The 12918-nt window shown below is 29.4% G+C and carries 11 protein-coding genes and 1 other annotated feature; of the genes, 7 read left to right on the forward strand and 4 right to left on the reverse strand.

From position 1 onward, the window contains the following. Window positions 1-2 precede the first annotated feature (2 nt). Window positions 3-237, reverse strand: a binding site (T-box leader). A gap of 45 nt (window positions 238-282) precedes the next feature. From CSPA_RS24695 to CSPA_RS24705, 3 genes are all read right to left on the reverse strand, one after another. After that, a complete protein-coding gene (locus tag CSPA_RS24695; RefSeq protein WP_238917968.1) occupies window positions 283-2043 on the reverse strand; it encodes a putative bifunctional diguanylate cyclase/phosphodiesterase in 1761 nt (586 codons plus the stop codon). Window positions 2044-2209: 166 nt separating this feature from the next. Beyond that, on the reverse strand, window positions 2210-2398 hold the full coding sequence (locus tag CSPA_RS24700; protein WP_015395140.1) for a DUF4250 domain-containing protein: 189 nt from the start codon (window positions 2396-2398) through the stop codon (window positions 2210-2212). 84 nt (window positions 2399-2482) lie between these two features. Next, window positions 2483-3349, reverse strand: coding sequence for a tRNA 2-thiocytidine(32) synthetase TtcA (locus CSPA_RS24705; RefSeq protein ID WP_015395141.1), 867 nt, complete (start codon window positions 3347-3349; stop codon window positions 2483-2485). Window positions 3350-3724: 375 nt separating this feature from the next. Here CSPA_RS24705 and CSPA_RS24710 point away from each other — a divergent pair, with 375 nt between their 5' ends. From CSPA_RS24710 to CSPA_RS24735, 6 genes are all read left to right on the forward strand, one after another. Then, window positions 3725-4318: an ECF transporter S component gene (locus CSPA_RS24710; protein ID WP_015395142.1), complete on the forward strand. Its 594-nt coding sequence runs from the start codon at window positions 3725-3727 to the stop codon at window positions 4316-4318. 226 nt (window positions 4319-4544) lie between these two features. Beyond that, window positions 4545-5513 (forward strand): P1 family peptidase, encoded by a 969-nt coding sequence (locus CSPA_RS24715; RefSeq protein WP_015395143.1) that lies wholly within the window; start codon window positions 4545-4547, stop codon window positions 5511-5513. Window positions 5514-5729: 216 nt separating this feature from the next. Beyond that, window positions 5730-6482, forward strand: coding sequence for an ABC transporter ATP-binding protein (locus CSPA_RS24720; RefSeq protein ID WP_015395144.1), 753 nt, complete (start codon window positions 5730-5732; stop codon window positions 6480-6482). After that, a complete protein-coding gene (locus CSPA_RS24725; RefSeq protein ID WP_015395145.1) occupies window positions 6479-7495 on the forward strand; it encodes an ABC transporter permease in 1017 nt (338 codons plus the stop codon). The genes CSPA_RS24720 and CSPA_RS24725 overlap by 4 nt, the downstream gene beginning before the upstream one ends. A 1-nt stretch (window position 7496) precedes the next feature. Continuing rightward, window positions 7497-8171, forward strand: a complete 675-nt coding sequence (locus CSPA_RS24730) for a TetR/AcrR family transcriptional regulator (RefSeq protein ID WP_236907762.1) — start codon at window positions 7497-7499, stop codon at window positions 8169-8171. 45 nt (window positions 8172-8216) lie between these two features. After that, window positions 8217-9371, forward strand: coding sequence for an HlyD family secretion protein (locus CSPA_RS24735; RefSeq protein WP_015395147.1), 1155 nt, complete (start codon window positions 8217-8219; stop codon window positions 9369-9371). A gap of 152 nt (window positions 9372-9523) precedes the next feature. Here CSPA_RS24735 and clpB read toward each other — a convergent pair whose 3' ends face one another. Then, entirely contained in the window at window positions 9524-12136 is a 2613-nt protein-coding gene (clpB, locus tag CSPA_RS24740) for an ATP-dependent chaperone ClpB (RefSeq protein ID WP_015395148.1), read from the reverse strand. Window positions 12137-12419: 283 nt separating this feature from the next. On the opposite strand from clpB, the gene CSPA_RS24745 reads away from it, so the two are divergent. After that, window positions 12420-12812, forward strand: a complete 393-nt coding sequence (locus tag CSPA_RS24745) for a CBS domain-containing protein (protein ID WP_015395149.1) — start codon at window positions 12420-12422, stop codon at window positions 12810-12812. Window positions 12813-12918: the final 106 nt, after the last annotated feature.

Below are 12918 nucleotides of genomic sequence, written 5' to 3' on the forward strand. Positions count from 1 at the left end.
ATTAATAGGACGGAGATTATCCGCGTTGCCACCTAGATTGCATAAAAATGCCTCTCAATTCAGATACAAACATATCCTATTCGCTATAACGTGCGACACACGACTTAACTACTCTCAAATTGATTTCATCTCGCTCCTCAAAGGCCCATTCATCACAAACTACCGTACTGAAATCTCACCATCTTCAGCTCTCTTTAACATTGCTTTATGATTACTATCCCTTTTCTTCGGATTTAATACTTTCTTATATAATATATTCATATTATAATTTTGTCAATACATTTATGAAATTTCTTTCCCAATTATATTTATTATCTGATTAAACATTCTGGGTTTACTAAAATAATATCCTTGAACAACATCACATAATATTGCTCTTAAATATTCAACCTGTCCTTTATCTTCAACACCTTCTGCCACAACTTCTATACCTAATTGATGTGACAAGTTAATTATATTTTCAACTATACATTTACTTTTAGGATTATCCATAAGATCAATTACAAAACTTCTATCAATTTTCAGCACATCTATCGGTAACTTAGTTAAGTAATTCAAAGAAGAATATCCAGTTCCAAAATCATCTAGTGCTATACTTACGCCTAGCTTTCTAATCTCTTCCAAGATTTCTACATTTTTATTAAAAGATTTCATAAGTACACTTTCTGTAATTTCTACTTCAATGTATTTTGGGTTAATTCTATATTTCTTAATTAAATTTTTAAACTCTGACACAACTACATCTTCTCTAAGCTGCATTTCTGATAAATTAACTGCAATTTTGAAATTATCATTACCTTCATTCAAAAGATATTTGATTTTTTTAAAGACTTCCTCCAAAACAAAACTTCCAATAGGAATTATCATTTTTGAATTTTCTGCAATAGGAATAAATTCTACTGGACTTACCAATCCAAATTCTGCACTCTCCCATCTTGCTAATGCCTCGAAGCCATTTACTTTAGAATCGTCCAAGGCCACCTTAGGTTGGAACATAACATAAAACTCATTATTTTGTAATGCGGTTCTCAAACCCTTTTGTAAGCTATATATTCTATTTAATTCAATTGAAATATTATGATCAAAAAAATTGCATTCATTTTTTCCATTCTTTTTAGCTTCATACATCGCTGCATCAGCATTTTTAAGCAATGTATTATAATCTATACCATGATCTGGTGATAGAGAGACTCCAATACTTGCAGTTAAATAAATCTTCTTTTCTTGCACAACATTAGGATTTTCCAAGGATTTGGCTATAACATCACATAGCTCTAATACTTCTTGAATGTCTACTATATTTGATTTAAAAATTAAAAATGTATCTCCACTATATCTTGACATCAATATTTCTCCATCAATTGCTGCCAATAAATTATAACTAACTTCTTTTAAAAGCAAATCCCCAAAATCATGTCCAAAAGAATCATTTACATATTTAAAGTTATCTAAATTGACAACTATCATTGCTGTTCTTGTATTATTTTCAATACTCTTTTCCAATATACCTGACACAATATCTTTAAATAAATATCTGTTAGGTAAGCCCGTTATTCTATCAGCTTGAATAATTGAACTTATTCTATTATTTAAAACAGATTCCTTCCAACATTCCATAAATGAATTTACGTCATTAAACCAATTGTTTTTATCCTTTGAATAATAGATTGTCCCTATCAAATAATATTTGAAGTTATTTTTAATTATTCTACCGATAATAATAAATTCAACATTTCCTTCACAACTTTTATATTTGTGTACTTGTTGAATTTGTTCTCTGTTTTCATAAGTTTTCTCTAGATCTTGAGTAAAGAAATTTAAAACATTTTCTTTATCATCTTCATTAATATACTTTAATAGCTGCTCTAATTCATAATTCTCAATATCAAATTCATATATAATATCAACTATTTTCTCATCAACTATTAACTTAGCTTCTGATGGATCCCAAATGATATTTATCCCCGAATCGCTATCAAGATTAATAATATTACTATAATTTAACTCAAGTTCTGTCATAATCATATCAATACAATCCTTCACACTATCATTAATTTAAACTATTATTTTTCCTTTGTGTTTTTGTCTTTTTTATCATTTACCATTGATGCAATAAATGCTGCTGTTGCTGCCACAACAGTTATTAATTTTCCTGTCTTTTTTAAATTCATATAGCATGCTCCTCCTAAATATGTACTAAAAATCCAAACTATTTAAACTGATTTTCGCCTTCAACATAAAAGTATCCAATATTTCCTAATTTTCTTTTTATATCTTCCTCAATAATGTCTAAATCATCGCAAAGTAAATTCAAAGAAGAATATTGATCTCGTAACTTCATATTTATTATACTTAATAGTATATTAGAATCCATACTGGCTATAGAATCTCTTGTCATTTTTCCTTCATCCTTTTTACATAATTGTTAAAAATATCATAACATATTTTCCCATATTAATAAATACACTGGTATACATTTAATTTATTCTTCATCATAAAAGTCTAAATAAGAGTATTTATTTTCACCCTTTTGCCATCCTAAAATTGAATCCATACTAACATTTTCTGCGGCCCTAAATATTGATTTTTCTACTCCATCAAAATTTTTCTTCAGTTCTTTAATCAAATCTTTTATCTCATATCTTTTATTACCTATTCTTTCAGCTGCAACCATACACGCACAATTCAATGGCCATATACCACTATTGTTTATAAATTTCTTTATGTAATCTTCCTCTATATAATACATAGGTCTAATTAATTCTAAATTTTCAAAATTCTTTGCTTTCAATTTTGGTAGCATTGTTTTAAAATTTCCTGAATAAAGTATATTTAACATTGTTGTTTCAATCACATCATTATAATGGTGACCTAAAGCAAGTTTATTACATCCAAATTCTTGTGCCTTTGCATAAAGTGATCCTCGTCTCATTCTTGCGCATAAATAGCATGGATAATCCTTCGCCATTTTATCAACCACATCAAAAATACCTGACTCATATATATGTATAGGAATATTTAAGTGTTCACAATTTTCTATTAATAATTTCTTTATATCAGGATGATATCCTGGATCCATAGCCAAAAAGACAATTTCAAAATTCACCTGACCATGCCTCTGTAGTTCCTGAAATAATTTTGCCATTAACATACTATCTTTACCACCAGATATACCTATAGCAATTTTATCTCCTTCTTCAATTAATTTATAATCTTTAACTGCTCGAATAAATTTTGCCCATATGTGTTTTCTATAAGTTTTAAGGATACTTCTTTCAATATCTTTTAATGGCTTTTTTTCTCCTTCTGGGATAATTCTTGGACAGCCTTCCCCTGCAATTGTACTCATTATTTTAGTTCTCCTTATTATATAAATAGTATTACAATAGTATATACTATTTATGTATATTTATCTTTCTTTAATGAGTTTATAATGAACATTTATAATTTACAAGTACTTTTGCTATTAATTTTACTTTTTAGAAATCTTTTTTATATTTTTATCCAGATATTATCTATGTAATTGATATTATTAACACTATTAATAATATTATCCATGGATATTTTAATAATTTTAGCTCTATAAAAGAAAACTTTTATTGAACTTTTTTTTAAAAGTGGTAAAATACTATTTGTCGGTATTCTATTTGAAACTGAACGGAAATTCGTATTTGATTTTTCCGAATTATATCCACAGAACGGAATAAGAACGGAGGTATTTTTTATGGAAAGAATTAATGTAAAACCCAAACTATCGGTTAGACAGATAACTATGATTGGTATGTTATCTGCAATTTCTATTTTCTTAGGAGTAACAGGCTTAGGTTTTATTCCTATCCCACCTGTAAAAGCTACAATTATGCACATTCCAGTGATAATTGGTGCAATTGTTGAAGGCCCAATTGTAGGTGCCTTTGTTGGATTAGTTTTCGGATTATTTTCAATGTATCAAGAACTCACTACAATGCTACCAACAGGATTTATGTTTTTAAATCCCATAATTGCAATAGTACCAAGAATTTTAATTGGAATTTCAGCATATTATATTTACGTTTTCTTTAAAAATAAATTTAATAAACCTGGTATTAGTATTGGAATAGCATCTTTATGTGCAACTTTAGTTAATACGATTGGTGTTTTAGGCTTCACTTACATTATATATGCTGAGAGATTTGCGAATGTTATTGGAGTTGATCCTAGTACAATAGGTTATGTGATTTTATTTACAATTGGAATTCCAAACGGAATACCAGAAGCTATAGTAAGTATGTTATTATGTATTCCTATTATACTTACGGTTTTAAAAATAAAAAAATAATGTAATAAAATTTATTATTATGATAATGGCCAGTGATTATAAAGCATTTTATTATCCTTGGTCATTTATTTATATATTTTTATATTTATATGTTGCAAAAAAATTGTCCAAAATTGAAAGAGTTTCAAAGGAACTCAACCTTCATTGATCCTTGCGTATTGAAAATTTGTAATTAAATATATGTTGCTATAGTTTATATTTTGATAATTAAAGGAGTTTTATACTTATGAAAGAAATTAAATTTTGTGATATAGATGGAATAAAACTTGGTCATGCTGAAAATAAAGAAGGCGGAACTGGCTGCTCAGTAGTTATATGTGAACAAGGAGCAACAGGAGGTGTTGACGTTCGTGGAGGAGCCCCTGGTACTCGAGAAACTGATTTATTAAATCCAATGGAAATGGTCGATAAAATCCATGCCGTAGTCTTATCTGGCGGAAGTGCTTTTGGACTAGATGCCTCAGGTGGAGTAATGCAATATTTAGAAGGTAATGATATCGGATTTGATGTAACAGTTGCCAAAGTTCCAATTGTATGTCAAGCGGTATTATTTGATTTAAGTTTTGGTGATCCTAAAGTAAGACCAGATAAAGAAATGGGCTTCAAAGCATGCTTAAACTCAGAAAATTATAAGGATAATATAAATGGAAATATTGGTGCTGGATATGGTGCTACAATTGGTAAATTTCTTGGTACAGACTATTCCATGAAGGGTGGACTAGGCACCTATGCAATAAAAGTTGGTAACCTTGAAGTTGGTGCCATCGTTGCTGTAAATTGTCTTGGTGATGTAATTGATCCTTCAAACTTAAATATAATTGCTGGCGCATATGATCATGAAAATAATGAATTTCTAAATACTGAAAGATTAATAATAGAAAATCTCGAAAATCCTAAAAATCCTTTTAAAGGAAATACAACAATAGGCATTATAGTAACTAATGCAGATTTTACAAAAGCTGAAGCAAACAAAGTAGCTTCTATGGCTCACAATGGCTATGGAAGAACTATGCGACCAGCTCATACAATGTTTGATGGAGATACAATCTTCACAATGTCTACAAATAAAGTTATTGCAGATGTTACAACTGTAGGAATGTTGGCTGCAACTGTTATGGAAAAAGCTATTATACGTGGTGTTAAATCTGCACAAGGATTATTTAACATTCCTAGTTGCTCAGATATAAACAAATAGAAATTATAAATTAATAAATTGTAAAAAGGTAGCTTAAGTAATTATGCTGCCTTTTATTATTTATTAATACTCAACTATCTGTTATTAATGTTCAATGATCATTACGCATCGATAAGTGTAATATATATCTTGAATCCTTATTTAAATTTTAGTATAATGTTTACAATAGATAAATGAGTGATTACTCACTTAATTTCATTAGAGAGGAGTTTTCCTATGGAAGAATCAAAAATTTCAACTATGTCTTCTCCTATATGCATTAAAATTGAACATGTTAATAAATCTTTTGGAAAGAAACAAGTTCTATTTGATATTAGTATAGATATACCATATTCTCAAATCTTAGGCTTGCTAGGTCCTTCAGGTTCAGGAAAATCAACTCTTGTAAAAATGATAGCTGGAATAGACAATGCAACAAATGGCTCTGTGTTTTTATTAGATACAAAAATGCCTCAGCTTTCAGTTATGAATAAGATTGGTTACATGGCTCAATCTGATGCTTTATATGACGAACTTACTGCCGAAGAAAATATAAAGTTCTTTTCTTCCATGTATAAAATCGGTAAGTCAAAACAAAAGCAAAGAATTGCAGAAGTAATGGAGCTTGTAAATTTATCTGAACATCTAAAAAAACAAGTTAAAAATTATTCAGGAGGCATGAAAAGGCGATTATCCCTTGCAATCGCCCTTGTACACGAACCACCTGTTCTAATATTAGATGAACCTACAGTTGGAATCGATCCAGTTCTTCGTAAATCTATTTGGGCCGAATTATACAAATTAAAAGAAAATGGGACAACCATAATAATTACTACACATGTAATGGACGAAGTTGAAAAGTGTGACAATCTAGGAATGATTCGTGATGGTAAATTAATTGCTGTAGGTTCACCTAATGAAATAAAACAAGCTTCCAATTCAAGTACAATTGAAGATGCATTCTTATATTATGGAGGTGCTTCAAATTGAGAATAAAAGCAATTATGATTAGAATTTTGCTTCAGCTAGCCCATGATAAACGTACTATAGCTTTAATGATTCTTGCACCAATATTAGTACTAACATTAATGTCATTTATTTTTGATGGGTCTGATTATCATCCAAAAATCGGAATAATTAATGCTCCTCTTAAATTTGTAAATAAGTTAGAGGATAATGACGCAAATGTTATAAGATATGATGAAAGCTCTGCTCATGCTGTTCTCGAAGCTTCAGAAATTGATGCTTTAATTAATTTTGAAAATGGAATTCCAAAAATAACCTTGGAAGGTAGTGACCCAAGTAAAAGTCAGGCTGTTCTTAAACTTACTCAAAATGCACTTTCTACAACAGGTTCTTCTGCAAAACCTGATATAACGTATTTGTATGGTTATGAAAATATGTCTTCCTTTGATAACTTTGGCCCTATACTTATTGGCTTTTTTGTATTCTTTTTTGTTTTTCTAGTAGCTGGGGTTGCCTTTCTTGGTGAAAGAAAATCCGGAACCCTTGAAAGAATACTTGCTACTCCTTTACGAAGATGGGAAATAGTTATAGGATACATACTTGGCTTTGGTGTTTTTACTATAATTCAATCTACACTTATCGCATGGTTTTCAATTAATATTCTTAATATTATGATGATTGGTTCCTTCACACTTGTAATTCTAATTACAATATTAACCGCACTAGTGGCTCTTTCTATAGGAACCTTTATATCTGCCTTTGCTAATAATGAACTGCAAATGATTCAATTTATTCCAATAATTGTAGTACCACAAGTTTTTTTCTCAGGTCTTTTTGATTTGAGCACAATGGCACCTTGGCTTCAATCTTTTGGACGATTTATGCCTCTGTGGTATTCTGCTGATGCTCTTAGAAATGTTATGATTAGAGGCAAAGGTTGGAATGATATAGTGTTTGATGTAATAATTCTAATTTTTATTTGCGTATTATTTATATTTGCAAATATAGTTGCTCTTAAAAAATACCGTAAAATATGAGGTGATTAAATTGACAGAAAAAAAATCCTTAAAAGAACTTATAAATCTATGCAATCCTGAAAATTCTATGACTGAAAGACAACTTAACATTCTTGTTTCAGCTATAGAACTATTTTCAGAAAAAGGTTATGAAGCAACTTCTACTAGCGAAATTGCTAAAAATGCAAAAGTTGCAGAAGGCACTATTTTCCGTTATTACAAAACTAAAAAAGACCTTTTATTTGCTATTCCTTATGCATTATCAAATAATTCATTGTTTGAAGTCTTCCTTAATGATTTTAAAGAGATTTTAGATGATGATCCTGCTGATTTTGAAATCTTTTTAAAGAAACTTATTTTAAATAGGCAGAAATTTATTTGTGAAACAGCACCTATTATAAAAGTTGTTATTCAAGAAGTTCCCTTTCATCCAGAACTAAGACAAAAGATATTAAATACAGTAATTCTGCCATCTGTTAAAAGAATTAAGATTATTATTGATAAGTTTAAAGCTCAAGGTAAACTTATTGATATTCCAAGCAATTCTATTGCAAATCTAATAGCTACTTCTGTTTTTGGGTATCTATTCTTACATTATATTGCTTTGCCTGAATTACCCAATTGTGAAGAGGATATAGATTATCTAGTTCATTATATTATGAATGGAATTTCAAAAACTAGCACAACTACAAATTAACCTACTTCTGTAAAATTACAAAAATAAATTGCAAAGGGTGATTTTATGAGAAAATTATTTATGTTTGGATCAATTATTTTTTTCCTTGCTATTACTACTGGATGTTCTTCTAATTCAAATATATTAACATTAAAAGGCGATATTCAAAATAACATTTCTCCTGCTACAAGTACTGTTTCAGGAAAAATTATAGAAATGAAAAAAAATCAAGGTGAGACTGTAAAAAAAGGTGATATCATAGCAGTTATAGATAATACTAATCAAAAATTCAATGTTGATCAAATGCAGGCTCTTGTGAATATGAAAAAAGCAAAACTTGAAGAACTTCAAATCGGAACTCGTCAAGAGCAGATTGATCAAGCTGAAGCACAAGTTCGTGCTGCTAAAGCGCAAGTAGAGCTTTTAACTTCTGGTAATAGAAATCAACAAATTGAACAAGCAAAAAATGAGGTATCAATTGCTCAAGATGCTGTTAATTCAGCTCAAACTTCTTATGATTACATAAACACTCAGTATAACAATACAACTCAGTTATATCAAAGTGGAGCAGTAGCAAAAAGCACCTTAGATGATGCAAAGTATAAATTAGATACTGCTTCTACACAGCTTTCATCAGCTAAACTTAAATTTGAAAGCGCTAATGAGCAGCTAAGTTTATTACAAGAAGGTGCTACCTCTCAAGCAATCGATACTGCAAAAGCAAATTATGATGCTGCAAATTCTCAATTGACCTTATTAAAAAATGGTTCTACTAAACAAGCTATTGCTGCTGCTCAAGGTGACTTGGATCAAGTTCTTGCTCAATTAAATCAAGCTCAAAACAACTTAAACAACTGTAATCTTGTTGCTTTAAATGATGGAATAATAATAAGCAAAAACTATGAGCTTGGAGATGTTGTAAATATAGGAAGTGATGTGGCTGATATAGCAATTTCGAACGATTTATATGTACTATGCTATATACCTGATCAATATCTAGATAAAATTTCTTATAATCAATCTCTAAACGTAACAACTGCAATAGGAAATCAAACAGGAACAGTTAACTATATAGCATTAAAACATGAATATACGCCTAAGGACAAGCAGTCAACTTCTGATAGCAAGCATATAGCTACTAAAATTAAAGTTTCTATCACTGATAGTGATGGTACATTGAAATCTGGAATGACTGCTAATGTTGAAATTCCAATCAAATAATCCAGACATATACTATAATTATCAATGTTTATTTATTAATTTAAAAAACAAACACAACAGGCGGCCCAATTTGGACTGACTGTTGTGTTTATATATTAATAATTTATTCTAACAGAACTTTCAAAACTATATCTCATTTTCACATACTCAAACTATTGCTTATCTGGTAATAAGACAGGTTCTATAGTAATTTCTTCACCATTCCCATCAATTCTAACCTTAGAACCATAAATCAAATCACCTTTTATTATCATTCTTGCAAGTCTGTTTTCTAATATATTTTGGATATATCTCTTAAGAGGTCTTGCTCCGTAAACTACATCATATCCTTCTCTTGCCATTATTGTCTTAGCTTCTTCTGTGACTTCTATTTCTATATTTTTATCTTTTAATCTTAAGCCTACATCTCTTAAGAATATATCAATAATTTTCTTGATGCCTGATTCTGCTAATGGCTTAAACATTATTGTATCATCTACTCTATTTAAAAACTCTGGCTTAAATCTTGATTTTAAAACACTCATCACTTTAGCTTTAATGTCTTCTTCAACATGTTCATCATTTTTATTTTCTAGTAAATATTCACTTCCTATATTTGAAGTCATTATTATTATAGTATTTTTAAAATCAACGGTCTTACCTTTATTATCTGTTAATCTACCATCATCTAAAATTTGAAGGAATATATTAAATACATCCTCATGGGCCTTTTCGATTTCATCAAATAAAATTACACTATAAGGACTTCTTCTTACTGCTTCAGTTAATTGACCACCTTCATCATAGCCTACGTATCCTGGAGGCGCTCCAACTAATCTAGATACAGAATGCTTTTCCATATATTCTGACATATCTATACGAATAATACTTTCTTCTGAATCAAAAAGGTTTCTAGCCAAAGTCTTAGCTAACTCTGTCTTACCAACTCCTGTTGGTCCTAAAAAGATAAATGATCCTATTGGTCTATTAATATCTTTTAGGCCAGCTCTTGCTCTAAGAATTGCATTAGTTACAGCTTCAATTGCTTCCCCTTGGCCTATAACTCTTTTACTCATATCATCTTCTAATCTTAAAAGTTTTTCTCTTTCTCCTTCAAGCAAATTAGTCACAGGAATTCCAGTCCATTTTGAAAGTACAGCTGATACTTCTTGTTCTGTAACTTCTTCTTTCAATAATGCACCTTCATAGTTATCTCTTAGTTCAATTTCTTTTTGCTTTATTTCTTCTTCCAATGCTGGGATTTTACTATATTGGATTTCAGCTACTTTATTATAGTCAAAATTTCTTTGAGCAGCTTCTATTTCTCCTCTTGCATCATCCAATTGACTTTTTAAGGTTTTTATAGCTGTAATTTGTTCCTTTTCTTTTGTATATTTAGCAGTCATTTCATCATTTTTCTCTTTTAATTCTGCTAATTCCTTTTCAAGATCCTCTAATCTATTTCTTGAATTATCATCCTTTTCTTTAGCAAGAGCTTCTTTTTCTATTTCTAATTTAAATATTTTTCTTCTTATAACATCTAATTCTGTTGGAAGAGAGTCAATTTCTGATCTTATCATGGCTCCAGCTTCATCAATCAAATCAATAGCTTTATCTGGCATAAATCTATCTTGAATATATCTATCTGAAAGCTTTGCAGCAGCTACTATAGCCGAATCATGAATTCTGATTCCATGATGAATTTCAAATCTTTCCTTTAAGCCTCTTAAAATAGCAATTGTATCATCAACCGAAGGCTCATCAATAATTACAGGTTGGAATCTTCTTTCTAAGGCCTTGTCTTTTTCAATATACTTTCTATATTCATCAAAAGTAGTAGCACCAATGCAATGTAATTCTCCTCTAGCTAATAATGGCTTTATTAGGTTTCCTGCATCCATTGCACCATCAGTTTTTCCTGCACCAACTATAGTATGAATTTCATCTATAAATAATAATATTCTTCCATCACTGCTTTGAACTTCTTTTAAAACAGCCTTTAATCTTTCTTCAAATTCACCCCTGTACTTAGCTCCAGCTATTAAAGCTCCCATATCAAGGGAAAATATAATTTTATCTTTTAATCCTTCTGGAACATCTCCTCTAACTATTCTCTCAGCTAATCCTTCAATAATAGCAGTTTTACCAACACCTGGTTCTCCTATTAGGACAGGATTATTTTTTGTTCTTCTTGAAAGAATTCTTATAGTTCTTCTTATTTCCTCATCTCTTCCTATTACCGGATCAAGTTTATGCTTTTTAGCAAGATCAACTAAATTTGTTCCATACTTAGCTAACGCATCATATGTTCCCTCTGGATCTTGAGTTTCAACTCTTTGGCTTCCTCTAACTTCTGAAAGAACTTTCAAAAAATTATCTTTAGTTATATTGTATTTATTTAATATTTTTGAAATTTCACTATTATTTTTGATTTCCATAATAGCTAACATTAAGTGTTCAACACTAACATAAGAATCTTCAAATTTCTTTGAAATCTCTTCTGCTTTAATCAAAACCTCTTCAACTTTTCTAGTAATATATACATTTCCAACGCCTTCTCCTAATACCTTTGGCATTGAATTCAATTCATTATTTACAGTATCTTTTAAATTCTTTAACGGAACTCCCATTTTAGTAAAAATGTTTGGCACTAATCCATCTTCTTGCTCTATAAGAGCAGAAAAAAGATGTATTAAATCTATTTGCTGATGATTATACTTAACTGCTGCAACATTTGCATCATTTAATGCTTGTTGAACCCTTAATGTCATTTTATCAATATTCATATATATTCCTCCTTATTTCTTATATCCATACCTTTATTAATTTCCATAAGTATTTTTTTAAATCATACTTTACGATTGCAATATAAATAACTATTCTTTACTTATATAATAATATATAGGTCAAAGAAAGTCAAAGTTTGTTTTTAAATTTTCTTTAATTTTTTATTATAAACTTTTATTTTAAAATTTACTATTTTGTAGTAAAATATTATTATATATATAAATTATCAAAAATTTTGGTTAATAAATATTTTGCTGTTAAATTTATAAAAGAGGTGATTTTATGAGAGTAGATTCTATTATCAACAAAAATTTTCATATTATAAATGTAAACGATACTATTGATAAAGCTTTAGAATTAATGCATGACCTTAATATTAACGGTATGCCTGTAGTAGATGATAGTGAAACATTGGTTGGAATGATAGTTAAAGCTGACATATATAGATTTATGATACATCCTGGACATTATGTTAGCTGCCCTGTTGAATGGGTTATGTCAAAGTCTGTAATACTTTCGCAATCTGATGAAGATATTATAACAGTCGCTAAACGTTTGAGAAAAAATGATATTGTCGCAATGCCTGTAGTAAATAATGATAAAATTGTTGGTGTTATTACTATTGATGATATATTAGATTATTTTCTAGGTAAAAATGAAGATAATGATGATTAGTTAAATATAGTGTATCTTTTATTTTTTAGAATTGTATAAATATTTCTTAATGCATAAAGCACTTTGAGTTAGATGACTCATACTTTACTTGGCTCACCTCTTCAGT

This window comes from Clostridium saccharoperbutylacetonicum N1-4(HMT) (assembly GCF_000340885.1).
Lineage (GTDB): Bacteria > Bacillota > Clostridia > Clostridiales > Clostridiaceae > Clostridium > Clostridium saccharoperbutylacetonicum.

Bases quoted from the DNA above. Each gene is read 5' to 3' on its own strand.
- clpB (WP_015395148.1), bottom strand. From the start codon at position 12,136: ATGAATATTGATAAAATGACATTAAGGGTTCAACAAGCATTAAATGAT.
- CSPA_RS24745 (WP_015395149.1), top strand. From the start codon at position 12,420: ATGAGAGTAGATTCTATTATCAACAAAAATTTTCATATTATAAATGTA.
- CSPA_RS24720 (WP_015395144.1), top strand. From the start codon at position 5,730: ATGGAAGAATCAAAAATTTCAACTATGTCTTCTCCTATATGCATTAAA.
- CSPA_RS24715 (WP_015395143.1), top strand. From the start codon at position 4,545: ATGAAAGAAATTAAATTTTGTGATATAGATGGAATAAAACTTGGTCAT.
- CSPA_RS24700 (WP_015395140.1), bottom strand. From the start codon at position 2,398: ATGACAAGAGATTCTATAGCCAGTATGGATTCTAATATACTATTAAGT.
- CSPA_RS24735 (WP_015395147.1), top strand. From the start codon at position 8,217: ATGAGAAAATTATTTATGTTTGGATCAATTATTTTTTTCCTTGCTATT.
- CSPA_RS24710 (WP_015395142.1), top strand. From the start codon at position 3,725: ATGGAAAGAATTAATGTAAAACCCAAACTATCGGTTAGACAGATAACT.
- CSPA_RS24705 (WP_015395141.1), bottom strand. From the start codon at position 3,349: ATGAGTACAATTGCAGGGGAAGGCTGTCCAAGAATTATCCCAGAAGGA.